Annotated in this window: 22 protein-coding genes; 12 read left to right on the top strand and 10 right to left on the bottom strand. The window is 74.0% G+C overall.

What is annotated here, in order from left to right:
• Positions 1 to 153: 153 nt before the first annotated feature.
• Together ACGFSC_RS24355 and ACGFSC_RS24350 are read left to right on the top strand one after the other, a co-directional pair.
• The gene (locus tag ACGFSC_RS24355) at positions 154 to 4,266 is read left to right on the top strand and encodes an ATP-binding protein (protein ID WP_359897157.1); all 4,113 of its coding nucleotides are present in this window, start codon (positions 154 to 156) and stop codon (positions 4,264 to 4,266) included.
• An 87-nt stretch (positions 4,267 to 4,353) separates the two neighbouring features.
• Positions 4,354 to 4,908 carry a hypothetical protein gene (locus ACGFSC_RS24350; protein ID WP_359897158.1) on the top strand — a complete coding sequence of 185 codons (555 nt, stop codon included), beginning with the start codon at positions 4,354 to 4,356 and terminating at the stop codon, positions 4,906 to 4,908.
• 276 nt (positions 4,909 to 5,184) lie between these two features.
• Here the strand turns inward: ACGFSC_RS24350 and ACGFSC_RS24345 are convergent, their stop codons facing one another.
• Positions 5,185 to 6,072, bottom strand: a complete 888-nt coding sequence (locus ACGFSC_RS24345) for a glycosyltransferase family 2 protein (RefSeq protein ID WP_359897160.1) — start codon at positions 6,070 to 6,072, stop codon at positions 5,185 to 5,187.
• A 329-nt stretch (positions 6,073 to 6,401) separates the two neighbouring features.
• Here ACGFSC_RS24345 and ACGFSC_RS24340 point away from each other — a divergent pair, with 329 nt between their 5' ends.
• The 3 genes from ACGFSC_RS24340 to ACGFSC_RS24330 all read left to right on the top strand — a co-directional run bounded on the left by ACGFSC_RS24340 (position 6,402) and on the right by ACGFSC_RS24330 (position 9,247).
• Positions 6,402 to 7,136: a ScbR family autoregulator-binding transcription factor gene (locus ACGFSC_RS24340; protein WP_359897162.1), complete on the top strand. Its 735-nt coding sequence runs from the start codon at positions 6,402 to 6,404 to the stop codon at positions 7,134 to 7,136.
• Positions 7,137 to 7,498: 362 nt separating this feature from the next.
• Positions 7,499 to 8,368 carry an AfsR/SARP family transcriptional regulator gene (locus ACGFSC_RS24335; RefSeq protein ID WP_359897164.1) on the top strand — a complete coding sequence of 290 codons (870 nt, stop codon included), beginning with the start codon at positions 7,499 to 7,501 and terminating at the stop codon, positions 8,366 to 8,368.
• 126 nt (positions 8,369 to 8,494) lie between these two features.
• Positions 8,495 to 9,247: a TetR family transcriptional regulator gene (locus ACGFSC_RS24330; RefSeq protein WP_392863902.1), complete on the top strand. Its 753-nt coding sequence runs from the start codon at positions 8,495 to 8,497 to the stop codon at positions 9,245 to 9,247.
• A 114-nt stretch (positions 9,248 to 9,361) separates the two neighbouring features.
• Here ACGFSC_RS24330 and ACGFSC_RS24325 read toward each other — a convergent pair whose 3' ends face one another.
• The 3 genes from ACGFSC_RS24325 to ACGFSC_RS24315 form a co-directional block, all read right to left on the bottom strand.
• Positions 9,362 to 10,114: a hypothetical protein gene (locus ACGFSC_RS24325; protein ID WP_359897166.1), complete on the bottom strand. Its 753-nt coding sequence runs from the start codon at positions 10,112 to 10,114 to the stop codon at positions 9,362 to 9,364.
• A complete protein-coding gene (locus ACGFSC_RS24320) occupies positions 10,111 to 10,599 on the bottom strand; it encodes a GNAT family N-acetyltransferase (RefSeq protein WP_359897167.1) in 489 nt (162 codons plus the stop codon). Before ACGFSC_RS24320 ends, ACGFSC_RS24325 begins: the two co-directional genes overlap by 4 nt.
• Positions 10,600 to 10,815: 216 nt before the next feature.
• A complete protein-coding gene (locus ACGFSC_RS24315) occupies positions 10,816 to 13,851 on the bottom strand; it encodes a hypothetical protein (RefSeq protein ID WP_359897169.1) in 3,036 nt (1,011 codons plus the stop codon).
• 380 nt (positions 13,852 to 14,231) lie between these two features.
• On the opposite strand from ACGFSC_RS24315, the gene ACGFSC_RS24310 reads away from it, so the two are divergent.
• On the top strand, positions 14,232 to 15,023 hold the full coding sequence (locus ACGFSC_RS24310) for a putative protein N(5)-glutamine methyltransferase (protein WP_359897171.1): 792 nt from the start codon (positions 14,232 to 14,234) through the stop codon (positions 15,021 to 15,023).
• A 94-nt stretch (positions 15,024 to 15,117) separates the two neighbouring features.
• On the opposite strand, the gene ACGFSC_RS24305 is transcribed toward ACGFSC_RS24310, so the two are convergent.
• The gene (locus tag ACGFSC_RS24305) at positions 15,118 to 15,546 is read right to left on the bottom strand and encodes a PPOX class F420-dependent oxidoreductase (protein ID WP_359897173.1); all 429 of its coding nucleotides are present in this window, start codon (positions 15,544 to 15,546) and stop codon (positions 15,118 to 15,120) included.
• Between the two features lie 303 nt (positions 15,547 to 15,849).
• Here ACGFSC_RS24305 and ACGFSC_RS24300 point away from each other — a divergent pair, with 303 nt between their 5' ends.
• Both ACGFSC_RS24300 and ACGFSC_RS24295 read left to right on the top strand, forming a co-directional pair.
• Entirely contained in the window at positions 15,850 to 16,296 is a 447-nt protein-coding gene (locus ACGFSC_RS24300; RefSeq protein WP_359897175.1) for a hypothetical protein, read from the top strand.
• A gap of 66 nt (positions 16,297 to 16,362) precedes the next feature.
• Positions 16,363 to 16,866: a DinB family protein gene (locus ACGFSC_RS24295; protein WP_359897177.1), complete on the top strand. Its 504-nt coding sequence runs from the start codon at positions 16,363 to 16,365 to the stop codon at positions 16,864 to 16,866.
• 46 nt (positions 16,867 to 16,912) lie between these two features.
• Here ACGFSC_RS24295 and ACGFSC_RS24290 read toward each other — a convergent pair whose 3' ends face one another.
• Positions 16,913 to 18,349 (bottom strand): pyridoxal-dependent decarboxylase, encoded by a 1,437-nt coding sequence (locus ACGFSC_RS24290; protein ID WP_359897180.1) that lies wholly within the window; start codon positions 18,347 to 18,349, stop codon positions 16,913 to 16,915.
• A gap of 273 nt (positions 18,350 to 18,622) precedes the next feature.
• Between ACGFSC_RS24290 and ACGFSC_RS24285 the strand changes: the two genes are divergently transcribed.
• The 3 genes from ACGFSC_RS24285 to ACGFSC_RS24275 all read left to right on the top strand — a co-directional run bounded on the left by ACGFSC_RS24285 (position 18,623) and on the right by ACGFSC_RS24275 (position 22,318).
• Positions 18,623 to 19,981 (top strand): cytochrome P450, encoded by a 1,359-nt coding sequence (locus ACGFSC_RS24285; RefSeq protein WP_359897182.1) that lies wholly within the window; start codon positions 18,623 to 18,625, stop codon positions 19,979 to 19,981.
• Positions 19,982 to 20,038: 57 nt separating this feature from the next.
• The gene (locus ACGFSC_RS24280) at positions 20,039 to 21,016 is read left to right on the top strand and encodes a pentalenene synthase (protein ID WP_359897184.1); all 978 of its coding nucleotides are present in this window, start codon (positions 20,039 to 20,041) and stop codon (positions 21,014 to 21,016) included.
• A gap of 102 nt (positions 21,017 to 21,118) precedes the next feature.
• On the top strand, positions 21,119 to 22,318 hold the full coding sequence (locus ACGFSC_RS24275; RefSeq protein WP_359897185.1) for a cytochrome P450: 1,200 nt from the start codon (positions 21,119 to 21,121) through the stop codon (positions 22,316 to 22,318).
• 49 nt (positions 22,319 to 22,367) lie between these two features.
• On the opposite strand, the gene ACGFSC_RS24270 is transcribed toward ACGFSC_RS24275, so the two are convergent.
• The 3 genes from ACGFSC_RS24270 to ACGFSC_RS24260 form a co-directional block, all read right to left on the bottom strand.
• Positions 22,368 to 23,684, bottom strand: coding sequence for an MFS transporter (locus tag ACGFSC_RS24270; protein WP_359897187.1), 1,317 nt, complete (start codon positions 23,682 to 23,684; stop codon positions 22,368 to 22,370).
• Positions 23,685 to 23,768: 84 nt separating this feature from the next.
• Positions 23,769 to 24,362: a helix-turn-helix domain-containing protein gene (locus ACGFSC_RS24265; protein ID WP_049652954.1), complete on the bottom strand. Its 594-nt coding sequence runs from the start codon at positions 24,360 to 24,362 to the stop codon at positions 23,769 to 23,771.
• Between the two features lie 134 nt (positions 24,363 to 24,496).
• Positions 24,497 to 25,408 (bottom strand): S41 family peptidase, encoded by a 912-nt coding sequence (locus ACGFSC_RS24260; RefSeq protein ID WP_359897188.1) that lies wholly within the window; start codon positions 25,406 to 25,408, stop codon positions 24,497 to 24,499.
• A 58-nt stretch (positions 25,409 to 25,466) separates the two neighbouring features.
• Here ACGFSC_RS24260 and ACGFSC_RS24255 point away from each other — a divergent pair, with 58 nt between their 5' ends.
• A complete protein-coding gene (locus ACGFSC_RS24255) occupies positions 25,467 to 25,973 on the top strand; it encodes a winged helix-turn-helix domain-containing protein (RefSeq protein WP_359897190.1) in 507 nt (168 codons plus the stop codon).
• 43 nt (positions 25,974 to 26,016) lie between these two features.
• Here the strand turns inward: ACGFSC_RS24255 and ACGFSC_RS24250 are convergent, their stop codons facing one another.
• Positions 26,017 to 26,907 (bottom strand): transglutaminase domain-containing protein, encoded by an 891-nt coding sequence (locus ACGFSC_RS24250; RefSeq protein ID WP_359897191.1) that lies wholly within the window; start codon positions 26,905 to 26,907, stop codon positions 26,017 to 26,019.
• Positions 26,908 to 26,911 lie beyond the last annotated feature (4 nt).

Below are 26,911 nucleotides of genomic sequence, written 5' to 3'. Positions count from 1 at the left end.
TCAAAGTGCCGAGGACATCGTGCCATGAGTCAGAGGCCCCGTGAGGGGACATGGGCCCTCGGCCTACCCGCCCGCAGTCCGGTAGATTCTGCGGCCGGTTGATCGGCACACGAAGCGGCTTCGTGCCGCGGGTTCGACGCAGGGGGCTACGGGGTGCGGGACAGGGACGGGCGTGCGGGGGACCTGCTGGAGTGCTGGCGGGCGGTCGAGCTGTTCAGCCCGCCGCCGATACCGGAGGTGCCGCGGAAGCGCCGGGCCGGCCGTCCCCGGGCGTCGGACGCGATCACCGTCGACGTGACGCCGGCGGCGGGCCGGCCGGCGCTGTTGCTGCCGTGGGCGCCGGAGCATCCGGAGACGGCGGCCCGGCGGGCGCCGCGGGGGATGGTCTGGCGGCACGAGGTGTACGGCGGGGTGTACGACCTGGAGCTGTTGCGGCAGGCGATGATCGCCGTTCTGCCGAAGGGGACCGACCCGGATCCGGGGGTGCCGGACGAGGAGTTGGTGCTGTCGGGGAAGAGTGCGATGTTCGCCCTCGTCCTGGACGAGCACGGGCGGCCGGTCGAGGACACTTCGGTGGTTTCCGCGTGCGGTTGGGCGACGGGCCGGCTGTTCGACCCGGGGCCGTCGGCGGCCGGGTGGCTGGACGGCTTCGAGGAGTTGGGTGAGGCGTTCGAGGTCGCGGTGGGGCGGCTGACCGCCACGCCGATTCCGTACGCGCCGGGGCCCGGGCTCCTGGCGGACCTGCCCGTGGGGGTGGGGGAGGAGGCCGTTCGCAGCTGGCAGCAGCTGATCGCGGAGATCCTGGGCGGCGCGGCGGTCTCGGCGGTCGGTGCGCTGTTCGGTGAGGTCGCCGGGGCCGCGGTGCAGGGGGCGACGGATCCGCTGGTGCGGCGCGTCGCAGAGTGGGCGGCGACCCGTCGTCCGGACCAGCAGGGCGCGGGTGGGGGTTCCCCGTCCGCCGCGCCGCAGCCGCCCGCCGAGGAGACGGCGGACGCGGCGGAGACGGAGGCGGCGGAGGCGGCGGAGGACACCGGCCCTCGCCCGGTCGCGCTCGCCGACCTCGTCGCCCTGACCGCCCAGATCGCCCATCTCTGCGGTGTCGAGGAGCACTTGGACCCGCGGGTGATCCGGGTCCGGAGCCGGCTGGTGCACCGCCCGCGCGACCCGAAGACCAAGCCCGCCGCCGCGCAGCCGTTCCTCAACAGTCTCCTGCCGCCCGACCTCGCCCGGGTCCGTGCCGCGCTCGGGGACGGGGGCCTGCGGGCGGCAGGCCTCGGCCCCGCCCTGGAGGCCTACCTGACCGGTCGCCGGGACATCCCGGTCGACGCCCGCACCGATCTGCGGGAGGACCGGCTCGCCGTCCTGGCCGGCGTCGACCCGGCTCTCGTCCCCGCCGGACGCTGGCCCGCCAAGTCGCGGTACCCGCTGGCGCTCAGCCAGCAGTTCGCGGTCAACCGCATGCTCGCGGACCGCGCCGGGGCAGGGGGCAGCGCCGCAGACGGGGGCAGCGCCGGGGCCGGCGCCGGAAGCACGGAGGCCGCCACCGCGAGCACCGACACCGGTGGCCTGTTCTCCGTCAACGGCCCGCCCGGCACCGGCAAGACCACCATGCTCCGCGACCTGGTCGCCGCCCTCGTGGTCGAACGCGCCGCCGTGATGGCCGGTTACCGGAGGCCCGAGGAGGCGTTCGTCGGCCGTGCCTGGCGGGGCAAGGACCGTCATGGTGTCCACCCGCGTTTCGTCTCCGCCCTCGACCCGCGGCTCGCCGGCCGCGAGATCGTGGTCACCTCCTCCAACAACGGCGCGGTGGAGAACATCACCGCCGAACTGCCCGGCGCCGACGCCCTCGACGCGCACTGGCACGACGGCCCCGACCACTTCTCCGACCTCGCCTCCGCCCTGCTCGGCGGCGCGCCCGCCTGGGGGCTGGTCGCCGCCGTCCTCGGCAACAAGACCAATCGGACGAGGTTCACCGAGCGCTTCTGGTGGGGCCGCCTGCCGGAGGACGAGTCCGCCGCCCGCGCCGACGCCGGGCTCCCGCCGCTGCGCGGCATGAACGCCGTCCTCGGCGACTGGGTGCCGCCCAGTGTGCCCAGGCCCGCCCGGACCCCGCGTGACCGTCGCCCGGCGGCGGTCACGGCCCCGGCCATCACCGCCCCAACTCCCCATCCCACTGCAGAAGTCCAGGCCCCCGCCCAGCCCGTCCCCGCCCAGCCCGTCCCCTCGTGGCCCGAGGCCGTCGCCGCGTTCCAGGCCGCCCAGGCCGAGGTCGAGCGCCTGCGCGCCGAACGCGTCCGCCTCGCCGCCGTCCTCGCGGACTCCCGGGCGGACCGGGTCCACCCCCGCCTCGACGCCCTGCGCGCCGCCGTCACCCGCGCCGACGACCGCGCGGCGGCCGCCGAGGCCCGCCACGCCGCCGCGGCGACAGCCGTCGGGACGGCCCGCACCGCCACCCACGCCGCCGAAGCCGCGCACCGGGCCGCGGCCGAGCGCGTCCCGCGGGCCCGCGAGGCCCTCGCCGACGCCCGGGCCACCCTGGCCGCCGCCCGCGAACGCGCCGACCAGCACCGCCGGCAGGTCGGCGTCCTGACGGCACTCCACGACGAGCCCCCCGCCGCGCAGCCGGGTCTGCGCGGCGGACTGCGCCGCCTGCTGCAGAGCGGTGCCGAACGCCAGGCCGCCGAGGAGCACCGCGAACGCAGCCGGAGCGACCTCCTCGCCCAGCTCGTCCAGCAGCGCACCGCGCTGGAGGACGCCCACGACCACGTCGCCCGCTGCACCCGTGCGGAAGGCCTCGCGGCCGACCTGACCGCCCGCACCACCGCCGCCGTCACCGAGGCCGAGACCGGCGCCGTCCGCGCCCGCGTCCACCAGGACGCCGCCCGGGCCGCGGAGTCGGCGGCCCGGGCGGAGGTCGAGCAGACCCGGTACGAGGCCCGGTCCGCCCGGCGTGACCTGGAGGCCGCCGGCGCCGAACTCGACGCCGCCCACCGGGCCCTGCGCGCGGCCGCCGCCGCTCTCCCCTCGCTGCCCCTCGACTGGCCGCAACTCGGCGACCACGCGCAGGAACTCGGCGTCCCGTGGGCCGACGAGGCCTGGAGCACCGCCCGCAGCGACCTGTTCCTGCGCGCCCTCGACCTGCACCGCGCCCTGGTCGCCAACACGGCCAAGCGGATCCGCGGCAACCTCCAGGTCCTGGTGGAACTCATGGCGGGCGGTGGCGGACCCGTCCCCGACGAGCAGGTCCTGCAGGCCTGGCAGACCCTCTTCCTCCTCGTCCCGGTCGTCTCCACCACCTTCTCCTCGATCGGCAGCATGTTCGCCCGCCTCGGCCGCGGCTCCATCGGCTGGATCCTCGTCGACGAGGCCGGTCAGGCCACCCCGCAGGCCGCCGTCGGCGCCCTCTGGCGCGCCCGCCGCGCCGTCCTCGTCGGCGACCCGCTCCAGCTGGAACCCGTCGTCACCATGCCGACCGCCCTGCAGCGCAGGCTCCTGCTGGCCTACGGCGTCGACGAGGAATGGCTGCCCTCCGCGACCTCCGCGCAGGCCGTCGCCGACCGGGTCAACCGCTACGGCACCTACCTGCCCGCCCCTACCGGCGCGGAGGACGAAACGGTCTGGGTGGGCTCACCGCTGCGCGTCCACCGCCGCTGCGAGGAGCCCATGTTCACCGTCAGCAACGAGGTCGCGTACGGCGGCCTCATGGTCCACGGCACCCACCCCCAGCCCTTCCCCGACCCCGACCACGACGGCCTCCTCCCCAGCCGCTGGCTCGACACCCCGGACCCCGACCGCCCGGCCGACGCCCCCTGGGGCGACCGCGACCGCCGCGCCCTCGCCTTCCTCCTGGGACGGCTCGACCGCCACGGCGTCACCGTCGAACGCCTGCGGATCATCGCGCCCTTCCGCGCCCTCGTCGCCGAAGCCCGCGAGACCTGCCGCGGGCTCCCCGGATGGACCGCCGAACTCCTCGACGAGCGCTGCGCCACCGTCCACAAGGCCCAGGGCAAGGAGGCCGACGTCGTCATCCTGCTGCTCGGCGCGGGCCGCCCCGGCGCCCGCGCCTGGGCCGCCGGCTCCCCGCACCTCCTGAACGTCGCGGCCAGCCGCGCCAAGCGGCGCCTGTACGTGGTCGGCGACCGCGCCCTGTGGGCCCCGCTGCTCCACTTCGACGTCCTGGCCGGCGAACTCCCCGCCTACGACCACGTCCGCGACCGCGACACCTGGCCCCTGGACGACCCCGCCGACAGCGGAGTCGACGGCTGAGCCCGCGGGCACCGGGCGTTCCGAGGACGTTGCACGATCGAGAGCTCCAGTACTGTGAGCGACGGTCCGATGATGGGAGCGTGGAGAGTGCTTACCGCCAAGACGGTCGTCGCGGAGTGCGACCGGATTCAGTGGAGGCTGGATCCGCTCGTGGGTGTCGGCCCGCTGCGGTTCGGCATGATGTACGAGGACGTGGTGGAGGCACTCGATGGCTTTCTTGAGCCTTCCGCGGAGAGCACACGCCACTACGGCCACGTGCTGAGCGACGACTTCTACCTCCCGCACTCCTCGAACAATTCGGCCCTCACGGTCTACTACGACGCCGAACGCCTGGTCTGCGTGGTCGTCAACGCGTTGCGCGGTCCGCAGGTCACGCTGGACGAGATGTCGTTGGTCGGCCGCTTGCCGTCCGAGCTCGAAGCAGACTTCGTCAAGTACACGGCCACCCATGGGTACGACCTGCGATGCGGCCAGTACGGGGATCCCGGTTCGGAGGAGTTGGGAGTCGTCCTTCGCGCCCAGCGCGCCGGGGATGTCGTACTGAGCCGGCCGGTGCTCGTCGCCCCCTCCTGGGCGGAGCGCTGCGGTGACGTCTCGGAGGGCCGCATCCCCGAGGCGGAATGGCGCGATCGGCACTGGTAGCCAAGCCAGATCAGACGGCGGCAGGCGACACTCCTGCCAGGCCGTCTGATTCGCATGGCCCTCGGTCGAGATCACATGTCATGTCTGAGGACACGGTTGGTGGAGCGGTGGCGCTGTGGCCGAGGAGCGGGCGGCTGAGCCTGCGGCGACCGGGTGTCCCGAGGGTGTTGCGCGAGAAGTCGGCCGGTTCGACTTCTCACGTTTCGTCACTGGTGCTCAGGTGCGGCCGGGACCGTGGCAGCTGAGCGCCGGGACCCGCCGGACGGTCTCCGGCTGTCAGAACACCGGGGGGTGGCCCAGCCGGGTCATCCGCCACACCGTGGCCCAGCGCATCGGGAGTCGGGGTGGGGACGGGGTGCGCACGCCCTCCAGGAAGCCGGACCACCAGGCGCGCAGCCCGGCCGCGGGTGGTCGGCGGGTGAGGGTGTGCAGTGACCAGGAGGCCGGGTAGGGCGGCAGCAGGGCGGCGGGCAGCCGTCGTTCGGCCGGCCGCACCCGGTTGCGGGCGGTCGGCCGGTTGTGGGCGGCGGGCCTGGCCGGGTCGGTGCGCGGGTGCTGGAGCAGCAGGTCGGCCCGGTAGCGGATCGACCAGCCCGCGTCGAGGACGCGCCAGGCGAAGTCCGTCTCCTCGTGGGCGTAGAAGAACCGCGCCGGGAAACCGCCGACCCGGTCGATGGCGCTCATCCGGATCGCGTGGCCGCCGCCCAGGAAGGTGGGGACCTCGCCGGACCGCAGCACGCCGGACCGCAGCACGCCGGAGCGGCCCGGGCGGAGGGCGTGGCGGCGCCGGGTGTGCCCCGTCGCGTCCGCGACCCGGAAGCCGACCACGCCGAGGCGCTGTTCCCGCTCGAAGGCCTCCCGGACCAGCCGGAAGGTGTCGGTGCGCGGCAGCAGGCCGTCGTCGTCCAGGTTCACCACCACGTCCACGCCGCCGAGTTCGCGCAGTCGCCGGACGCCGAGGCTGCGGCCGCCGGGGATGCCGAGGTTCTTCGGCGGTTCCACCGCGTCCGCCCAGGGCGGGAGCGGTGGCAGCCTGGCGCCCTGCCCGATCACCACGACCCGGGCGGCCTCGCCCTCCTGGGCGGCCACCGAGTCGAGGAGCGCGCCCAGTTCCCTGGGCCGGTCGCCCATCGTCAGCACCACCACGCCCAGGCCGAGGCCCATGTGCACCCGCTTCCGTCGAGGATTCCCGCAGACCCGGTGCAACGACCGGCCCGTCTCGGAGGTCACGTCTGTACGGATGTACGGAGACGAACGCCGGGAAGAAACCGTTCGTTCGGTTTCCAGGGGGAGGAGGCGGGGTGCCGGACGTCGAACCCTCGGGGCGGTCGGGGTCTCTGGCCGCCAACGGGACGGTGGGGTCTGACGGGTCGTGGAGAGAGGGAGTGGTTGGCGGGATTCATCGACATCGTCTTGTCGGTCGTGGGTGAGGCGAAGCTAAGATACGGGGTGTTTGGTTTTGTTTTCCGGGAGCTCAGGGCGGGGTGGTTTCGGTGGTACGGCAGGAACGGGCGCTCCGGACACGTCGGCTGATCCTGGAGGCGGCTGCCTCGGTCTTCGACGAGTTCGGGTACGAGGGTGCGACCATCGGCGAGGTGGTCTCCCGGGCCGGTGTGACGCGCGGTGCGGTGTATTTCCATTTCGCCTCGAAGCGGGATCTGGCGCAGGGCGTGGTGGAGGAGCAGTTCGTCCAGGACGGAGTTCCGGAACGGAGCTGCAAGCTTCAGGAGTTCGTGGACACCGGGATGGTGGTGGCGTACCTGATGCCGCGTGACCCGCTGCTCAGCGCGGGTGCCCGGCTGTCGCTCGGGCAGGACCTCTTCGACGACCTCGGCGGCGGCGCCATCCCCGGCTGGATCAACCGCTTCGAGGCGCTGCTGGTCGCGGCCGGCGAGCGCGGCGAGCTGCTCCCGCACGTCGTTCCGGCGGACACCGCCTGGCTGCTCGTGGCCGCGTGGACCGGGGTGCAGATCCAGTCCCAGAAGCTCTGCGGCCGGGCGGACCTGGAGCTGCGGGTGTCCGCGCTGTACCAGCACCTGATGCCGAGCATCGCCGTTCCGGGCGTGCTCGGTTCGCTGCGGATGGGGCCGAACCGCGGGGCCCAGGTGGTGGCGGAGGCCGCGGCGGCCCGTGCGGCCGCGGAGGGCGGAGGCCCGGACGGTGTACCGGACGGCGGTGCGGCGGGTTCGGCGCGGGTCGAGGCGCAGACGGAGGTCGGCGTGGGCTGACGGCTGTTCACCGGAGCTCCTGCCTGCGGGGATCCGGGCGGGGCAAGGCGAAACCGGCGGCGACGGGACCATGGGGGTCCGGCGCCGCCTTTGGTTTGCCCGGGCCCGGGCCCGGACTTGGGCCCGCGGGCGAGCCTGGAGCCGGGCCCGCAGCCGGACGGACCGGGGCGCGCAGCGTCGCGGAAGCCGTGCCAGCGGTGACGGAGCGGAGCGGCGCCAGCAAAACAAACAGCACGTTCGGTTTTGTATTGACAAACCGCGCGTCCTGTTTTTGACTTGGTGACAGCTGACCCAGGGTGTCGACCCGGGTGCCGGCCGTGGCGAAGGGGGCTGCGGCGTTCCGTGTGATTGGGGTGGTCATCGTGGAAATTCGGGTGCTCGGGACGCTGGACGTCCGGGTGTGCGGGATGTCGGTGGTGCCGTCGGCGCCGAAGCCGCGGCAAGTGTTGGGCCTGCTGGCGCTGCGGGCGGACCAGGTGGTGCCGGCCGGGGTGCTGGCCGACGAGCTGTGGTCCGGCCGTCCGCCGCGCAGCGCGCGCACCACCGTGCAGACGTACGTGCTCCAACTGCGCGACCTCATCGACCGGGCGCTCGCCGCAGCCGGTGCGGCGAGGGGGGTGGCCTGCGCCAAGGACGTCCTGGTGACCTCGCCGGGCGGCTACATGCTGAACAGCGGCGCAGGGCTGACGGACCTGCGGGAGTTCGAGCGGCTGGCCGGAACGGGCTACCGGGCGATGGACGGCGAGGACTACCCGGCGGCGGCCCGGCTGCTCGGCGAGGCCCTCGGGCTGTGGCGCGGATCGGCCTTCGCCGATGTCCCCGTCGGCGGCCAACTCGCCGTCGAGGCCCGGCGGTTGGAGGAGACCAGGCTCTGCGCGCTGGACCAGCGGATCGAGGCCGACCTGCGGCTCGGCCGGCACCGGGTGCTGCTGGCCGAACTCACCGTGCTCGTGGACCGCTACCGCACCCACGAGAGCCTGCACGGCCAGTACATGATCGCGCTGCACCGCTCCGGCCGCCGGGGCGAGGCGCTGGAGGCGTACCAGCGCCTGCGGAACACCCTGGTAAGGGAGTTGGGCATGGAGCCCTCGGTCGGACTGCGGCGGCTCCAGCGCTCCATCCTGCTCGCCGGCCCCGAACGCGCGGCGGATCGTGCGGCGGAGCGCGAGCCCGCCGGTGCGGGCGTGGCCGCCGGACCGGGGGCGGCGGCCCGGTTCAGCCGGGTCGGGTGAACCCGACGGCCGTCCGCAGCCGGTGCCGCATCGGTGGAACCGGCCGCGGACGGCCGTCGGAGGCCGCGGCGCCCGTCCTGGGGCGGTCGCGGTCCGGTCGGAACCTGCTTGTCGTTGTGAGGGGTTGTGGGACGGGTGGTCCAGGAGAGGTCGGAACGGACGCGCGGGCGGCTGGTGGAGGCGGGGGCGGTGCTGTTCGACCGCCGCGGCTACGCCGGTGCCACCCTCGGCGAGATCGCCGCGGCCGCCGGGGTGACGAAGGGGGCGCTGTACTTCCACTTCGCCTCCAAGGAGGAGCTGGCCAGAGCGGTGTCCGGACAGGCCGAGCGCTCGCTGCGGTCGGCCTGCGCGGAGCTGCGTGCGGCTTCCTCCCCGCTCCAGGGATTGATCGACGCGGGGTACTGGCTGGTCGACGCCCTCGGGGTGGACCCGGTGATCCGGGCGGCCTTCCGCCTCGGCCGCGAGGACGCCGGCTGGCAGAGCGCGCCCACCACGGCCGCGCCCGCCACGGCTGCGCTCACGACGGCCGGGCCCGCCACGGCAGGGCTCACCCCGGCGGGGCCCGCCCCGGCCGATTCCAGGCAGCCGGCCTTCGCCGACATCCGCGGCTTCCACAGCGTCTGGGCCGGGGTGGTGCGTGACCTGCTGGCCGGTGCCCGCCGCGCGGGCGAGCTGCGCGACCGCTCGGGCGGCCTCGGCCCGGAGACCCTGGTGGTGACCGCCGCCTGCGGTCTGGAGGTGGTGTTCGCGGACGGTTGCCCCGCCGAGGAGCGTGCCCGCAGGGTCGGCGCCCTCTGGGACTGGCTGCTGCCCTGTCTGGTGCGTCCGGGCACGGCCGGCGGCTACCGCACCAGGCCGTCGGCCCCGCGGCCCGCCTGAGACCGGTCCGCCCGAGACCGGCCCGCCCGAGACCGGCCCGCCTGAGAGCGGGCCGTTCGAGACCGGCCCGTCCGAGGGGACGTTCCGGGCCGTTTCGCCCGATCGAACTGTCGGTCAGGGCCGGACGGGCCGGTGGGTCGGGGCGTCCGGGTGGGGCCGCATCAGGAACAGGTCCTCGCCCCAGGCGTCCAGCACCGCCGCGTGGCCGGCGGCCCGGGCCGCCGCCTCGACCCGGGCGAAGAGCCGCTGCTGCGGCGCCACTTCGCCGGTTGCGGTGATCCGGGCGACGGTGTCCAGCAGTGCGGCGCTGTCCCAGCCGGGCAGCGGGAAGCGGTCCAGCTCCCAGGCCAGGTACTTGTTGTAGGGGCGCGGTCGGCGGTCCAGGGCGAAGAGCAGGTCGAGCAGGAACCCGACACCGGCGGCCGCGTCGAGGTGGCCGGCGAGCGGGTTGCCGTCGCGGTGGTTCTTGACCGAGCGGTAGAGCGAGTTGGCGTAGGCGTCCAGCAGGGCGGCGCCGGACCGGAAGGCCTCCTCGGCGCCGAGCCGCCCCATCGCGGCGACGATCCGCACGATCTCCCCGTCGCGGCGGTCGACCAGCACCCGGGAACGGGCGATGGCGTACCGCTCCCAGTCGGCGGGCCGGCGGAACCGTTCGAGGGTGGTGACGACCAGGTCGAGCCGCGCGGAGCGGTAGCCGTCGAGCGCGGCCAGCTCGCTCGCCGCGTCGTCGGCGAGGATGACGTAGAGGTCGTGGTCGGAGTGACGGGTGGTCATGCCGTCGTGGGCCCGGGAGCCCTTGAGGACGAGCCCGACGACGGCCGGGTCGGCCGTCGCATCGGCGACGAACGCCGCGAAGTCCGGCGTCACGCCAGGTCCTTGCGCATCAGCGTGCACATCGTCCCGTACCGCTGGAGCGAGCCGTCCTCGGCCTCCACGTCCCAGGAGTCGAGCTTTCGGCCGTGGGCCCGGTAGCCCAGGCGTTCGTAGAGGGCGCGGGCGCGCGGGTTGCTCTCCTCGACGCCGAGTTCGGCGCGGGTCAGGCCCCGGGCGCCGATCCGCTGCTCGGCGGAGCGGATCAGCAGCGTGCCGATCCCGCAGGACCGCAGGGCCGGGTGGACGCCGAGCTGCCAGAGCGTGCCGGCACCGGGCTCGACGGTGTAGTCGATGCCGCCGACCGCCACCGGGAGCCCGACCGGTGTGCACACCGCCAGGTAGTCGATCTCGCCCGCCTCGGCGCGGCGGATCTGGTGGACGAGCTCGCGCACGTGCTTGGGGGAGCCGGCCCAGCCGCAGGACGGCAGGTCCGCGTCGGTGAGGCCGCGCACCGTCAGGTGCAGCCTGATCCCGGTCATCGCCGCGTCCCTTCGACTCCCTCAGTGGCCGTCTCCCATTTCAGCAAGCCGGTCCCCGTGCCGTCCAAGGGGTTTCGGAGCGGCCGCGGCGCCGGCCGGAAGGGTTCGGGGACCGGCCGGCCGGGCAGTGGCCCGCCCGGACAGCGGGCCGCCCCCGGTACCCGAAGGCACCGGGGGCGGCCCGACCGCCGTCGTACGGCGGATCGCAGGCGTCCGTCACACCGCTGAGCGGTGGGGGGCCGTGCGGTGGCGGGCCCGGAGGAACAGCAGGCCGCCGAGGCTCAGCAGCCCGGCTCCGCCCAGGCCCGCGCTCATGACGGAGGCCGCTGGAGCGCCGGTGTCGGGCAGCCCGCCGGATCCGCCGTCACTCTGCGGCGGCGCCGGGTGGTGGCCCGGGCGGCTCGGGCAGCCGTGGCTCCCGCCGCCCTTGTGCTCGTGGCCCTTCGGCGGGCAGGGGGCGACGGCGATGCAGAGCTCGGCCGGCGGGCTCTGCACGGTCCCTCCCTCCGGGTCGCGGCCGGTGGCGTGGGCGGTGTTGGTGATGCTGCCCGCCCGTGCGTCCTCCTCGGTCACGGTGTAGGTGCCGTGGCACAGGGTGCTCTCCCACGGGGCGAGGGTGGTCTGCTCGCAGATCACCCCCTGGACGCGGTCGTCGCTGACGGTGACGTCGGTGAGCGTGGTCGACCCGGTGTTGGTCACCGCGTACAGGTAGGTGATGGTGTCACCCGGGTGTACGGTCCCGTCGGCGTCGGACCGCTTGGTGATGGACAGTGAGGACTCTCCGGCGGTGACCACCTGGACGGTGGCCCGGGCCGGCGGGCTCTGGACGTTCTGTCCCTGCGGGTCGGTGCCGTTGGCGTGGGCGGTGTTGGTGACGTGCCCGGCCTGGGCGTCGGCCGCCGTCACGGTGTAGCTGCCGTGGCAGGTGGTGCTCTCGCCGGCGTCCAGGCCGGTCCGGTCGCAGGTCACCGCCTGGACGTGGTCGTCGCTGACGGTCAGGTTGTTCAGCGTGGTGTTCCCGGTGTTGGTGACCGTGTAGGTGTACGGCACGGTGTCGCCGACGTGGAACGGTCCGGCGCTGTCGGCCTGCTTCCGCAGGTCGAGCCTGGCGACGCCGACGACCTGCAGCGTGACCTGGGCGATGGGACTCACCACCGTCTGCCCCTGCGGGCCGGTGGCCTCCGCCTGGGCGGTGTTGGTGACGTGGCCGAGTTGCAGGTCGGCCTCGGTCACGGTGTAGGTGCCGTGGCAGGGTGTGCTCGCTCCGGCGTTCAGGGTCGTCCGGTCGCAGGTCACCTGCGGGGCGTGGTCGTCGACGACGACGAGGTTGTTCAGCGTGGTCGTCCCGGTGTTGGTGACCGTGTAGGTGTAGTGCACGGTGTCCCCGACGTGGACGGGGCCGGCGGTGTCCGCCTGCTTGGTCAGACCGATCGAGGACGGGCCGACCACCGTGACGGTGGCATCGGCCTCCGGTGAGGTGACCGGCTGGCTGTTCGACGTCCCGGTGGCGTGGGCGTGGTTGGTGACCTGCCCGGCCTGCGCGTCGGTGGCCGTCACGACGTAGCTGCCGTGGCACTGGGTGCTGTCCCCGGGGCTGCCGGCCGGAGCCAGGGTGGTGGAGTCGCAGGTGATCCCCGTGACCTTGTCGTCCGTCAGCGCGAGGTTGGTCACCTGGCTCCCGCCGGTGTTGGTGACCACGTAGGTGTACGGGACGGTGTCGCCGACGTGGAAGGGCTCGGCGGCGTCGACGTGCTTGACGAGGGTGATCCCCGGTGGCGCGACCACCGGCACGTTCTCCGAGGCCGGTGGCGAGGTGACCGGTCCCCCGTCGGTGGTCCCGGTGGCCTGGGCCGTGTTGGCGACGTGGCCCTGGGCGGCGTCGGCGGCGGTGACCAGGTACGTCGCCGTACAGGTCACGGTGTCACGGGGGGCCAGGGTGCTCACCGGGCAGTTGACCGGTCCGACCTTCGGGTCGTTGACGGCCAGGTTGGTGATCGGCACGTTCCCGGAGTTGGTGACCACGAAGTCGTACGGGATGGGGGTGCCCACCGTGATCAGCCCGGGCAGCGGCTCGTGCGCCTGCTTGACCAGGTTCAGTTCGGGCAGCGGCTGGTCGGTGTTGATCACGACGTTGCGGATCAGGTGCACGTCGGTGAACAGGCCGGTGGACCCGGCGAAGCCGAACTTGTAGGTCGAGGGCACCGGCTGGGGTGCGGGGGTCTGCAGCACCTGGTGCGAGCCGGTGCCGTCGTTGAAGTCGACGGAGACCGTGAGCACCGGGGAGGGCGCCGGGGTCAGGTGCACGTTGACCCGGCGGCGCGAGGGCTCCAGCAGGGTCTGCGCCTGGTCCGGGGTGACTCCGGGCGGCAGGGTGGTGAGCGGGCCCTGGAGCGTACCGGGCAGGGTGGAGGGCCAGGGGCCGTTGGTGGTGAAGTTGCTGGTCGTCGCGGTCAGGAAGCAGTAGCCGGTGGTGCCGTCGCCGGGGCCGCGGACGGTGACCATGTTGGCGCCGGGCGCGGGGATGCGGAAGCTCGTACCGGCGGGGGAGCGCTGGGCGCAGCCGTTGCCGCGCTGCTCCCAGTCGCCGAAGTAGTTGCCGAGCACGTCGAGACCGACGCCCAGGTAGCCGCGGTCGACGCCGGGAAGGAAGGTGAGGTTCGGGTTGTCGTCGGGCAGCTTCTGCGCGTAGCCGAGGCTGCCGCCGAAGGCGCCCGGGTGGGTGAGCGAGACGTCCCCGTTCACGAGGAAGAAGGAGATGCCGTCGGCCGGGGTGTTCGGCGTGGTGCTGCCGTACTGCCACTGGTCGAAGGTCACGTCCAGGCCGTTGCCGGCCGGCAGGGCCTGGTCGAAGAGCACCGCGCCGCTCTGGTCGTTGCCGGCGTCGGTGATCCGCAGGTAGCCGAGCGGTGCGGAGTTCAGCGGCGGCACCGGGCCGGTCTCGGCGGTGGGGCAGCCGCCGAGCGGGTGGTCGCCCGGCCCGGGCGTCGCGGGGGCCGCGCCGGTGAGGCAGGCGGAGCCGACGGCGATGAAGCGCGAGTCGGCGGTGGCGCCGGTGAAGGTCTCCTGGAGCAGGGGCGTGCCGACGGCCCGGACCCGCTCCGGCAGCGGCGCGGCACGGTGGTGGGCGGGGGCGACGGCCTGGGCGAGCGGGGCGGTGAGGCCGGCGCCGAGCAGACCGAGGGTGGCCGCGGCGCTGATGAGGCGGGCCGTTCGGGCGCGAAGCCGTGACGGTCCGCAGGATTGTCTCGTCATGGCGTTACTATGCGCGGTCGCTACGGTCCGTTATCGCCGAGTACTGTCAGTGGACCTATCGAATCGCTCGGACGAGCGAGGGGTCATGGGAGTGTCGGCGACGGGTGGACTGTCGAGGGGATTGCCGGAGGTGTGGAAGGGGCCTTCGGAATCATTCCGATCATCCTTGCCCGGCGGTGCGGTAGGGTGGCCGACGCCGAGTATGACCGTGACTCAGGGAGGTGAGACCCATTACCGGAATGTCCGAGCGGGTGCTCCCGGAGCGCGGCCGCGTCGGCGCCCCGCGCGCATAGCGCGGCCGGCGCGCCGACGCAGTGTCGGCCCTCGCGGGAGCCCTGACGGAGTCGTCAGTCCTCCCGTCCTCCCCCAAAGGGGTTCTCTTGCCGGTTTTCTCCTCCGCCTCCCTCCGTTCCTCCGTGGTCTCCCGGCTGCGCGCCGCCGGTTGCGTGTTCGCCGAGGACGAGGCGCGGATCCTGCTCTCCGCCGCCGCCTCGCCCGCCGACCTGGCCGCCATGGTCCGCTCCCGCGCCGACGGGCGGCCGCTCGAACACGTCGTCGGCTGGGCCGAGTTCGCCGGGCTGCGGATCGCCGTCGACCCGGGCGTCTTCGTCCCGCGCCGCCGCAGCGAGTTCCTGGTCTCCGCCGCCACCGCGTTGACCGCCCCGGGCGCGGTGGTGCTCGACCTGTGCTGCGGCAGCGGCGCGCTGGGCGCCGCGGTGGCGGCGGCCACCGCGCACCCGGTCGAGCTGTACGCGGCCGACATCGATCCGGGCGCGGTCCGCTGCGCCCGCCGCAACCTGGCCGGCGCCGCGGCGGGGGTCTTCGAGGGCGACCTGTTCGCCGCCGTGCCCCCGGAACTGGCCGGCCGGGTGGACGTGCTGATCGCCAACGTCCCCTACGTCCCGACCGGCGACCTCGGCCTGCTGCCGCCCGAGGCGCGGCTGCACGAGGCCCGGCCCGCGCTGGACGGCGGGGCGGACGGACTGGACGTGCTGCGGCGGGTGGTCGCCGAGGCGCCGCGGTGGCTGGCGCCCGGCGGGTCGCTGCTGTTCGAGACCAGCGAGCGGCAGGCGCCGGCGGCCCTCGCGGTGACCCGGACGGCCGGGCTGGCGGCGGCGGAGAGCCGGGAGGAGGACCTGGATGCCACGGTGGTCACCGCGACACTGCGCTGAACCGCCCGGCTGCCGACGGGAGTTCTCCCGCGGCCCTGAGCCGGGGCCCGGCCCGGCCGCCGTTCCCCCGTGACGGCGGCCGGGCCGGAGCCGGTCAGATGCGGGTGCCGTACACGTGGTCGACCGGGATGGTGAGGAGCACCCGGCGGTCGGAGACCATCGCCTGGCGGTACTCCGCCCAGTCCGGGTGCTCCCCGGCGGCGCGGCGGTAGTAGTCCACCAGCGCCTCGACCTCCGGCCCCTCGGGGTCGGTGCCCGGTCCGGTCAGGGCGGCCACGCCCTCGGCGGTGACCCAGGAGCGGCCGTCCGGCCCGGTCACCTCCAGACTGGCCCGCGGGTCCCGGCGCAGGTTGGCCGTCTTGGCCAGCCCGTCCCGGGTGGAGATCAGGATGGCGTTCGCGTCCCGGTCGTAGAACGGCATGACGGGGGAGAGCTGCGGGCGGCCGTCCGCCTTGATGGTGGCGAGGACGCCGAGGCGGCTCTGCGCGAGCAGGGCGTACGGGTCGAAAGCAGTGGCGGTCATGGCAGCATCATCGACCTCCACACCGGTGTGAGGGCAAGGTCCGCCACGCGTGTTGGGCAAGGTCCGCCACGCGTGTTGGGCGAGGTCCGCCGGGTGGCTGGGGTGCGGTGCGCCGGGCGTGCTGGGCGGGGCCCGCCGGGCAGGTGGGGCGGGAGGCGGCGCATGATGGCACGGACCGGCGGGCCGGTGCGGAAGGTTCGGGAATCGGCCGTGATGTCCGGCGTGAGCCGCTATGGTCGGTCGCGAAAACAGTGACGGTCCGTCAGTGGATGCGCACCGTCCGAGTCGAGGGGACACCGCACGATGGCACGCGAACGCAAGCCGGTGGAACTGCTGGAGTTCTCCGACGACCTCCACACCGACGACGTCACCCCGCTGCAGGCCTTCCTGGCCGCCCGCATGCGCGAGCTGGTCCGGGCCCAACCCGAGGGCACCGGTGCCCGGTTCGCCGCCGAGCGGCTGGCGGAGATCACCGCCGCCGACTGCGTCTTCCTCTCGGACGTCCTGGTGGCCTGGGAGGAGGTGGTCCTGGAGGGCCGCAACGACGAGCCCGGCTGGACGCAGCGGATGCGCCAGGACGCCATGATCTGGTGGGAGCGGCTGTGCGAGACGGCCGACCGGTTCCGCGACCACCCCGACCACCGCTCCCGCTGGCGGCCGCTGCACTTCATGAACCTCGCCCACGCGGAGATCATGGCCGGCCTGACCGACCGGGCGGGCGGCGTGTACGGGGACGGCGCGCACCCGTGATCCCGGACGGCCGGGGGCCGTGGCCGCAGGGCCGGCCTGTCGGTGGCGGCTGGTACCGTCCCCGGCATGAGCAATCGTGTGCCCTTCACGGGTGGGGAGAAGGAAAGCCTCCATGCGGCGCTGGACCGGCACCGCGATGTGGTGCTGTGGAAGCTGGAGGGGCTGGACGACGAGCAGCTGCGCCGCCCGATGACGCCCTCCGGGACCAATCTGCTGGGGCTGGTGAAGCACCTCGGCGGGGCCGAACTCGGCTGGTTCCGGGAGACGTTCGGCCGGGAGAGCGGACCGCTGCCGTTCGACATCGACGCCGACGACTCCTCCGACATGCGGGTGGAGCCGCACGAGTCGACGGCGGACGTCCTGGCCTTCTACGCCCGGGCCCGGGCCGGCGCCGACGAGGCGATCCGGGAGCTGGCACTGGACGACCTCGGCACCTCCTGGTCGGGGAACTCCGTCTCGCTGCGCTGGGTGCTGATCCACATGACCACGGAGACGGCCCGGCACACCGGGCACATGGACATCCTGCGCGAGCTGATCGACGGGGGGACGGGCGACCACGACCGGAGCTGACCCCGGACTCCGCCCGGCCCGTCCCGGCGCGGTCCGCTGCTCGCGCTCAGGCCGTCAGCCCGCGGACGGCCCGGGCCAGCGCCCGCGCCGTCCGCCGGACGTCGGCCTCGGTGGTGCGCCAGTTGCTGAACGCGGCGCGCAGGGCGGGCCGCCCCGCGTAGCGGGTGGGGGTGAGGAAGGCCTCGCCGGCCAGCCCGTCGGCGAGTGCGGCCAGCCGTTCCGGGGTCGGGTCGGCCGTCAGCGAGAAGCAGACGACGTTCAGCCGCACCGGGGCGAGCAGTTCCAGGCCCTCGATCCGGGCCACCTCCGCGCCGAGCGCCCGGGCACCGGCGATGCAGCGCTCCACGATCTCCCGGTGCCCGGAGCGGCCGTACGCCCTCAGGGTGAACCAGGCGGCGAGGGCGCGCAGCCGGTGGGAGTTCTCCGGCGTGAGGTGGACCAGGTCCGGGTGCTCGCTCAGAGGACCGAGGTAGGCGGCGGCGTTCTGGAAGACCCGGGCCTGGAGGTCCGGGCGGCGGGTGAACTGCACGGCGCTGTCGTAGGGCACGTTGAGCCACTTGTGCAGGTCGACGCAGACCGAGTCGGCGAGGTCCAGCCCCGCCACCAGCTCCGCGTGCTCCGGCGACAGCGCGGCGAAGGCGCCGAACGCGGCGTCCACGTGCAGCCAGAACCCGTACCGCTCGCGCAGCGCGGCGATCGCGCGCAGGTCGTCGAAGTCGACGGTGTTGACCGTCCCGGCGTTGGCCACCACGACGCACGGCCCCTGAGCCCCGGTCAGCGCCCGCTCCAGCGCGGCCACGTCCACCGCCTCCCGGCCCGGCAGGACGGGCACCGTCCGCAGCGCCGTCCGGCCCAGGCCCAGCACCGACAGCGCCTTGGCGACGCTGGAGTGCGCACTGCCCGACAGCACCCGGACCGGGCCCAGCGCGCCGACCCCGTCCTCGGCGACGTCCACGCCGAGCCGCTCGCCCAGCCACTCGCGGGCGATCGCCAGCCCCACCGTGTTCGACATCGTCGCGCCGCTCACGAAGGTGCCGCGGTGCGCCGCCGAGAGCCCGAACAGCTCGCGCAGCCACCCGACCGTCTCCCGCTCCAGCTGCTGACCGGCCGGATCCAGCGAGGAGTTGGAGTTCTGGTCCACGGCCGAGGTCAGCCAGTCGCCCGCGAGCGCCGCCGGCGTCGCCCCGCCCGTCACGAACCCGAAGTAGCGCGGCCCGGCACTCGCCGACAGCCGCGGCTCCCAGCGCTCGGCGAACTCCGCCAGGGCGGCCCGCACTCCGCCGCCCTCCTCGGCGAGCGGCGCGCCGGCGTTCTTCGCGCCGGCGGTCTCGGCGCCGTCCTGCTGCGCGCAGGCCTGCCCCGCGCCGGCCCGTCCGATCGCGGGCCGTTCGTCGAGGGTCTCCAGGAAGGCGAGCGCACGCTGCCGGGTCTCCTCCAGGAGCTCCGGCAACCGGCCGAGATCGGCGGCGAGTTCGGGGTGCATGACGATTCTCCGTTGATCGGCTGGGCGGTGCGCCCGAGGCTAACGGCGGGGTGCGGACGGCGTCCCGGTCCAATCCGGGACGGGTGGCCTGAAACACACGAGGAGGTGGGGGAATTCGCGCCGTTCGGCTCAAAATCACTCCGGCAGTGCATTTTCGGCCGGTCCCTTGACCTCTCCCGATCCGGCGGACGATGATCACCGTGCACCGCGAGCGAGTGAACGTTCCAATGTCGGGCGGATTTTCGATCCGAGACTTCAGGGAGGTGCGGGGCTGTGCGTTCCACCACCGCTCCCGTGGCGGCCCCCGTGGCGCCGGGGCGCTTCCCACTGCTCGGCCACCTGCCGCAGCTGGCCGTCCAGCGGGTGGAGTTCCTGCAGTCGGTCAGGGCCCGGGGCGACATCGTCAGGATATTCCTCGGGAATCGTCCGGTGTTCGTCCTGAACTCACCGGAGGCCGTCCACGACGTTCTCCTGAAGCAGAGCAGGAAGTTCGGCAAAGGACTGCTGTTCGACGTCGCGCGGCCATTCATCGGGAACGGCATCATCACCTCCGATCGGGATTTCCACCTCCGCCAACGGCGCGCGCTCCAGCCGGCCTTCCACCGGGACAGCATCGCCGCGAGCGTCGGCACGATGACCGACATCGCCGAGGAGCAGGTGTCGTCCTGGCGCCCGGGCCAGGTGATCGCCATGGACCTGGTGCTGCGCCGGATGATGACGGTCATGCTCCTGTCGACCCTGTTCAGCACCGAACGTCCGGACGGCGCCGCGGCCGTGGCCGAGCTCGGGGAACGCGTCGCCGAGCAGTTGACCACGGTGATGCGCGGGGTCTTCGTGGGCACCGTCCTGCCCGCTCCGATCGCGTCCTCACGCCTGCTGGGGCACCGCAGGTACCTGGCCGCGGCGGCGGCACTGCGCGAACTCGCGGACACCGCCGTCCGGCAGGCCCGCCAGGACCCGGCCGCCGGCGGCGACCTGCTCTCGATCATGTTCGCCGGCACCCCGGGAAACCCGCAGGGAATGACCGACGTGGAGGCCCGCGACGAGCTGCTGTCCCTGCTCATGGCCGGCGCCGAGACCACGTCCACCACCCTGGCCTGGGCGCTCCACGAGATCGGACGGCGCCCGGAGCTCACCGAGCGGATCAGGGCCGAGTGCGACGCCCTGCCCGCCGGCGCCCTGCCCGGCGCCGCGACGCTCCCGTTCACCGAGCGGTTCCTCCGCGAGGTGCTCCGGCTGCACCAGCCCAGCTGGCTGCTGATGCGGCGTGCCCTGGAACCGGTCCGGGTCCGCGGGGTCGACCTCCCGCAGGGGGCCGAGCTGATCTACAGCGCGCTGACGATGCACCGGGACCCGGCCCACTACCCGGACCCGCTGCGGTTCCACCCGGACCGGTGGCTCGACCGCCCCGAGAAGGACCTGCCACCGGGCGCCTACGTCCCCTTCGCCCTCGGCAACCGGAAGTGCATCGGGGACCACTTCGCGATGACCGAGATGCTGGTCGTCCTGCGCTCGATCGTCTCCCGGTGGCGGCCGCGCCCGGTCGAGGGGCACCGGGTCCGGCCGGTGGTCCACGCCCTGATCCGGCCCAACGCGCTGCCCATGCGCGTCTCACCCTGGCCGGCCGACTGAACCGGCCCCGTCCCGTACGGCCGTGACCCGGCCCCGTCCCCGGAGGTGCGCCACACCATGACAACCACGGCAGAGATCCTCTCCCCGGACCCGGAGGCCCCGGCCCTCGACGAGCTCCCGTTCCCCCGCCGGATCAGCCCGGACTTCCGGGCCGCCCACGACCGCCACCTCGCCTGGCCGCGCTCCTTCGGCTTCCTGTCCACGGAAGCGGAGCGGGCCCACCACCTCAAGGGCCAGTTCCCGCTGATCGCGGCCATGTTCTATCCGAACGCGACCGGGAGCGAACTGGACATCGGCGTCGACCAGCAGAGCTGGTACTTCCTGTTCGACGACGCGCTCGACGAACAGTGGGGCGGCTCGCCCGAGCGGGTCCGCCACCTCGTCGGACTCGTCCAGGAGGGCGTCACCGGCCAGGCCTCGCCGCTGCCGCCGGCCGCCGCCTTCGCCGACATGCGACGACGCAGCTGCCACGGCATGCCCGAGGACTGGATCCGGCGCTCGGCGGCCCACTGGTCCTCCTACCTCGACCACCACGTCCACGAGGCGCGCAGCCGGCAGTCCGGTGCGCCCATGCCGCTGAGCACCTACCTGCGGGTCCGGCGCCACACCATCGGGGTGGCACCGGTCATCGACCTCGCCGAGCGGCTGTCCTCCTGCGTCCTGCCCGACCACCTGTACGCGCTGCCGCACCTGTCCGTCATGCGCGAGATGACGAAGACCTTCATCATCTGCGACAACGACATCGTCTCCCTGGAGAAGGACGCGGCCCTGGGGGAGCAGAACAACCTGGTGCTCTGCCTGGAACGGGACCACGGGCTCTCCCGGCCGCAGGCGGTCGACCGGGCGCTGCGCCGCCGCGCCGAAGCCCTGGAGCTGTTCACCGGCGCCCACCGGGCCCTGCTCGGCAGCACGGCGACGGGCCACCTCGACCCGGCCGAACGCGACCTGCTGCAGCGCTACTGCACCGAGGCGCTGCAGACCACCATCCGCGGCGCGTACGACTGGCACCACGCCTCCACCCGGTACCACGGGTAGGCCGCCGCCTCCCGCCTCCCGCCTCCGGTCTCCCGCCTCCCGCTTCCCGCCTCCCGTCGTACGACCGCGCCCCCGGACCGATCCAGCTGAGGAGCCCGCACCATGCCCGACCACCGCTCGGCGTCCTTCGTCGCCTCCGAACGGGACCGGACCTGCCCGTTCGACCCGTCGCCGGACCTCCGCCGGATGCGCGAGGCGGACGGCCTGCCGCGGCTGCGCGTGACCCACCCGGTGCGCGGCGAGATCGACGCCGTCGTCATCACCGGGTACGGCGACGTCCGGGCCGCCTTCGCGGACGAGCGCCTGGTGACGGGCAACGGCATCGACCCGTCGCTGCCGCGCACCCTGTTCAACCACCCGGGCTTCCTGCCCGCCTACAGTGGCGAGGAGCACAGCCGTCTGCGCCGGATGCTCACCGGCAGCTTCACCGTCCACCGGGTCGAGCGGCTGCGGCCCGCGATAGAGACGATCGTCTCCGAGCACCTCGACGCGATGGCGGAGCAGGGCCCGGTCGTCGACCTGGTCGAGGCCTTCGCCCTGCCCATCCCCTCGCTGGCGATCTGCGAACTGCTCGACGTCCCGTACGGGACCAGGGCGATGTTTCAGCGCTGCTCCCGGGTGATCATGGACGGAACCGCCGACGCCGGTCAACTGATCGCCGCCTCGGCCGAGTTGAACGCGGCCATGGCGGACATCGTGGCCCGCAACCGGGCCACCCCCGGGGACGGCGTGCTGGGCGCGGTGGTGCGGCAGCACGGCGCGGAGCTCACCGACGAGGAGCTCATCGGCTTCGGCACCACCCTCCTGGTCGGCGGACACGAGACCACCGCGACCCAGCTCGCCCTGAGCGTGCTGGCGCTGCTCCGCCACCCGGAGCAGCTCGCCGTCCTCCGTGACGACCCCGGGGCGACCGGCCCGGCGGTGGAGGAACTGCTGCGCCATCTCGCCATCCCCGCACCGCTCCTGCGCACCGCCGTGACCGGCGTCGAGGTCAACGGCCACCGGATCGCCGAGGGCGAGCACGTCCTGCTCTCCCCGCTGACCGCGAACCGCGACCCCGAACTCGTCCCCGAGCGACCGGACGACCTCGACCTGCGCCGCCGTCCGGTCGCCCAGCTGTCCTTCGGCTTCGGCGCCCACCAGTGCCTCGGCCAGCAACTGGCCCGGCTGGAACTGAAGGTGGCCCTGCCGGCCCTGCTGCGGCGCTTCCCGACCCTGCGGCTCGCCGTCCCCGAGGCCGAGCTCCGCTTCCGCGAGGGGTCGACGGTCTACGGCGTCGAGGCGCTCCCGGTCACCTGGTGACCGGCCTGCCGGGTCTGCCGGGCCGGCGTCCGCGCCCGGTGCTGGGGGCTCAGCGGGAGGCCGCGCGGGGGAGTTCGGTGCGGGGGAGTTCGGTGCGGGGGAGTTCCGCGCGGCGGACGGCGGGGGAGGCGAGGGCGAGGGCGGCGCCGAGGCAGGAGAGGGCCCCGCAGCCGACGAAGACCGGGGCGGTGCCCCAAGCGCCGATGGCGGCGCCGACCACCGGGTAGCTGAGCGGGGCGAGGCCGACCAGGGTGAGCATCACGACGGAGGTGATCCGGCCCAGGTAGGCGGGGTCGGCGGTGGTCTGGATCAGGGTGCCGTTCAGGCTGCCGAAGACGCCCGCGCCCAGGCCGGTCAGGGTGGCCAGGACGGCGGCGGTCCACAGCTGCGGCACCAGCGCCATGGCCGCCGCGCCGGTGCTGCCCGCCAGCAGGGTGACGGCCATGGTCAGACCGGCCCGGGGAATCCGCCCGACGACGGCGAGCAGCGCGGCACTCGCGGCGGCCCCGGCGCCGAAGCAGCCGACGATCCAGCCGTAGCCGGACGGACCCCAGCCGCGCTCGGCGTTGAGGAGGACCAGGCCGACGTTGAGGGTGCCGGTGAGGCCGAGTTCGCAGACGGCCCCGACGGCGACCAGCGGTCCGATCAGCGGGTGGCGGCGGATGTAGCGCAGCCCGTCGAGGAGTTCGGCGCGCGCGGTGCCGGGCCGGGGCAGGGCGCCGGCGCCGGACGGGGCGTCACCCGGAGGGGCTTCGAGCGGACTGATCCGCACGGAGAGCAGGAGCGGCAGGGAGAGCGCGAAGAGCAGCCCGGCGACGGCGAAGGCGGCGGCCGGTCCGCCCAGGCCCATGGCCAGGCCGCCGAGCGGCGGTCCGGCGATCTGGCCGAGGCGCACCGCAAGTGAGCGCAGGCCGGTGACCCGGGCCAGCTGGTCGGGGCTGGTGATCCGGGGCGGGAGGGCGCCGACGGCGGGGACGAACAGGGCGTCCACGGCGCCGAAGACGAGCGCCACCGCGACCAGCAGCCAGAGCGCGGGCGTGGTCAGCGCGATGGCGGCGGCCACCGAGAGGATGAGCAGACAGCGCACGGCGTCGCTGCCCAGCACCACCCGGCGCGGGTCGAGCCGGTCGGCCAGGACGCCGCCGCCGAGCATGAGCAAGGCGCGCGGGGCGGCGCCGGCGGCCATGACCAGGCCGACCTCGGTGGGGCCGGCGGACCGCTGGGCGGACCAGCCGAGGGCGGCGAAGTAGACGCTGTCGCCGATCAGCGAGGCGGTGTAGGCGGTGAGCCAGCGCAGCACGTTGCCGTCGCGGTGGGCGGGCGGCGCGGCGGCCCGGCGGGAGAGGGGCGGTTCCGTGAGGACCATGGGGGACTCCGGAGGTCGGGACACGGCGGCGCCGGCGGCCGGGGACCGGCCTGCGCCGGTGCTCGGGGCCGGCCTGTGCCGGCGTCAGGGGCGGAAGGGGAACCCGTACAGGTGGACGGACACGTGCTCGCGGCCCGCGGTGTCCCCGGCGGCCTTGGCGGCGTTGCCGCGCTCCCGCCAGCGTCGGGCGAGGGCTTGCAACTCCTCGCCCAGCTCAGCGAGTTCGGCGGGCTTGAGGTCGAGCAGCCACTCGGAGCTGAAAGCCGCGTCGGTCCACTCCCCGCCCCAGGCGGCGGTCTGGTCGAGGTAGGCGCGGTACTGGGCGACCCGGGAGTCGACCAGGCCCCTGGTCACGGTGCTGACGGCTGCCGCGCCCTCGGGCGTGCCGGCGAGGTCGGACGCGCGGAAGCCCCAGCCCTCCTCGGAGGCGACCTGCCACCACCGCTCCCGCCCGTCGCTGCTCCGGCCGCTCGCCGCGGTGACGAAGCCCTGCTCGGCGAGCTTGCGCAGGTGGTAGCTGACCAGCGACGGAGCCTGGTCGACCTGCTCGGCGAGCTGCGAGGCGGTCGCGCTCCCGGCGGCGAAGAGCAGGCGGTAGAGCTGCATCCGCAGCGGGTTGGTGAACGCCTTCAGGCGGGACAGGTCGGTGATCCGGTCGGGCCGGGGCTTCTCGGGCATGCGTCGACGATAGATCTGAAGGAAAAATTGCGCAATAAAAATTTCAGATCTTCATGTCGGATCGTCAGGACGCCTGCGGCCGGACACGCTTGCCGGCCACAGGACTCGCTGCGTGGCTACCGACTGGCCCAGGGCTACGCCAGGCGCGCCGCGGCCAGGGAGAGGGCGCGGTCGAGCGCCGCCTCGGCGTCGCAGGGGACGTCGGGCTGGACGCCGATGCCCTCCCAGTTGGTGCCCGAGACCGGGTTGACCGCGCGGGCGAAGGGCACGCTCAGCTCCAGGTGCGGGTGCACCGTCCAGCCCTCGCGCGGGTGGGCGCCGCCGCGGGTGACCTCCCCGACGACCTCGGCGCGCCCGAGCTGCTGCAGGTCGTAGGCGAGCTCCTCGCCCCCGGAGAAGGTGTCCGCGCTCGTCAGTACGTAGATCGGCTTGCTGCCGCCGAAGCGGGTGCCGGGGACGAAGGGGGGCGTCCAGGACTGTGCGCCCACCTCGTCCTTCCGCGAGAACATGGTGTTCAGGTGGGTGCGGCCGTCGAGCAGGTAGGCGCAGACGAAGGCGACCGTGTTCGGGTCGCCACCGGTGTTGCGGCGCAGGTCCAGGATGAGGGCGCGGGCGGGGGCCACCAGGGAGAGCGCCGCGGTCAGCGGCGGTGCCGCCCAGTCCAGCGGGAACAGCTTGGGTCCGATCTCCAGGACCGCGACGCCGTGGTCGAGGAGTTCCACGCGGGGAACGCCGTTCAGGAAGGTGTCGAACTCCCTGCGCACCATGGCGAGTACCGCCGCACCCGGCTCCGGCGGCACCGGCACGGCGTGGTACTTGAGGCCCAGGTGCAGGTCGCCGTTGACGGACCGCAGGTCCGCGGTGACCGCTTCGGACAACTCCTGGGCGGATTCGGTCCGGTAGGCGCCCTCGGCGCTCCGTCGCCTCAGCAGGTCCGCCAGTTGCCGGGCGACGTCGGGGAAGACGTAGTTCTCGCAGACCAGGTCGGCTATCGACTCGACGACGGTGAAGGTGTCCAGGGCGGACGGCGATGTGGTGGAGGTCATGGAGAGGCAGTAGACCAGCGACTTGCCAAAGCGTCAAACGTACTTAACGCTTGATCAGGTGAGTCACCGACCGGACGAGACCGTCCAGCGGATCAGCGCGCCGCTGCAGCACGCCGCGCTCGCCCACCCCCTGCGCCAACGCCTGCTCTTCGCCCTGAGCAGCCGTCCGTCGACGATCAGCCGGCTCGCCGCGCAGCTCGGGGTGAACAAGGGCAGCGTCTCGCACCACCTCAGGGTGCTGGGCGAGGCGGGGCTGGTCCAGGACGCGGGAACGCGACGGGTGCGCGGCGGCACCGAGAAGTACTACCGGCGGACCGCCGATCGCTTCTTCGTCGCCGAACCGCAGGCAGAGGGTACGGCCGCGCTGTTCGGCGCCGTCGCCCAGGAGTTGGACCGCTCGCCCGTCGACCACCTCCTGGCACTGCGCCACCTCCGGCTCAGCCCGGCCAAGGCGGCGCGGCTCGTCGAGGCGCTGGCCGGACTGGTCGACGAGACGGAGGAGGACGCGGAGGGCGAGCCGGTGTACGGCCTCCTGGTGACGCTCTACCAGCAGGTCGGGGCGTAGGGGCGGCCTGCTCCGCCAGGAGGGTCGAGGGGGCCGGGGGCGGTCAGCGCAGGGTGACCTCGCGGGGGCCGTTGAACGGGGCCAGGGACAGGACCGTCTTCGGGGTGCGCAGGGCGTCGTGCTCGGCGAAGAGGCGGCGGACGGCGTGGACGTCGACCGGACCGACGGTCAGATGGGCCACCTCGTCGTACGGGGCGTGGGGCGTGTTGGTGGAGTCGGTGCCCCAGGTGTCCCAGAGCAGCGTCTCGACCTTGTTCAGGGCCGCGAGGTCGAGCCGGGTGGAGTGCGCGACGAACCACGCGCCGTTGAGCGGGCCCTCCTCGGGCGGGTGGACGCCGAAGGAACCGGCGGCCGCCCGGTCGGAGCGGATCGTGCGCCAGGCCCGGCCGGCGACCAGGAAGCGGTCGCGCGGGACGTCCATCGGGTCGAAGTCCACCCGCCAGGCGGCGGCGACCTTCGGGTCGGCCAGCTGCGGATCGGCGAGCAGCCAGCCCCGCCGGTCGTCCCAGTACTCGGTGGCCACGTGGTCGCAGTGGAAGCCGTCCGGGCCGAGGTAGCCGGCGAAGCCGCAGCGCAACCGGGCGGGGATGCCGACGTGGCGCAGGAAGGAGCAGTGCAGCAGCGCCAGGTCCCGGCAGACGCCGACGAAGCGGTCGGCGGGCGCCCGGGGATGGCTGAGCGGGGCCGGGTCGCGGTCGGTGATCAGGTGCAGGATGTCGTCGAGGTAGCGGGTCTCGGCGTCGTGGTGGAGCCGGTTCGCCGGGATGGGATGGTGGAACAGCCAGCCTTCGAGGCGATGGATGATCAGGTTCCGGGCGATCCGGGCGAGTCGGCGGGGGTCCTTGGGGAGATCGGCGTAGCGGGGGAGGTGGGCGCCGGGGTCGGAGAAGACGCTCTGTCCGAGGTAGAACGCGGGGAAGTCGGCGGAGGGCACGGGG

The organism is Kitasatospora sp. NPDC048715 (genome assembly GCF_043198905.1).
GTDB lineage: Bacteria > Actinomycetota > Actinomycetes > Streptomycetales > Streptomycetaceae > Kitasatospora > Kitasatospora lactacystinica.
This window is presented reverse-complemented; position numbering and strand designations above follow the sequence as displayed.

Bases quoted from the DNA above. Each gene is read 5' to 3' on its own strand.
- ACGFSC_RS24345 (WP_359897160.1), bottom strand. From the start codon at position 6,072: ATGGGCCTCGGCCTGGGCGTGGTGGTGCTGACGATGGGCGACCGGCCC.
- ACGFSC_RS24320 (WP_359897167.1), bottom strand. From the start codon at position 10,599: ATGACCGGGATCAGGCTGCACCTGACGGTGCGCGGCCTCACCGACGCG.
- ACGFSC_RS24315 (WP_359897169.1), bottom strand. From the start codon at position 13,851: ATGACGAGACAATCCTGCGGACCGTCACGGCTTCGCGCCCGAACGGCC.
- ACGFSC_RS24305 (WP_359897173.1), bottom strand. From the start codon at position 15,546: ATGACCGCCACTGCTTTCGACCCGTACGCCCTGCTCGCGCAGAGCCGC.
- ACGFSC_RS24300 (WP_359897175.1), top strand. From the start codon at position 15,850: ATGGCACGCGAACGCAAGCCGGTGGAACTGCTGGAGTTCTCCGACGAC.
- ACGFSC_RS24295 (WP_359897177.1), top strand. From the start codon at position 16,363: ATGAGCAATCGTGTGCCCTTCACGGGTGGGGAGAAGGAAAGCCTCCAT.
- ACGFSC_RS24290 (WP_359897180.1), bottom strand. From the start codon at position 18,349: ATGCACCCCGAACTCGCCGCCGATCTCGGCCGGTTGCCGGAGCTCCTG.
- ACGFSC_RS24280 (WP_359897184.1), top strand. From the start codon at position 20,039: ATGACAACCACGGCAGAGATCCTCTCCCCGGACCCGGAGGCCCCGGCC.
- ACGFSC_RS24275 (WP_359897185.1), top strand. From the start codon at position 21,119: ATGCCCGACCACCGCTCGGCGTCCTTCGTCGCCTCCGAACGGGACCGG.
- ACGFSC_RS24270 (WP_359897187.1), bottom strand. From the start codon at position 23,684: ATGGTCCTCACGGAACCGCCCCTCTCCCGCCGGGCCGCCGCGCCGCCC.
- ACGFSC_RS24265 (WP_049652954.1), bottom strand. From the start codon at position 24,362: ATGCCCGAGAAGCCCCGGCCCGACCGGATCACCGACCTGTCCCGCCTG.
- ACGFSC_RS24260 (WP_359897188.1), bottom strand. From the start codon at position 25,408: ATGACCTCCACCACATCGCCGTCCGCCCTGGACACCTTCACCGTCGTC.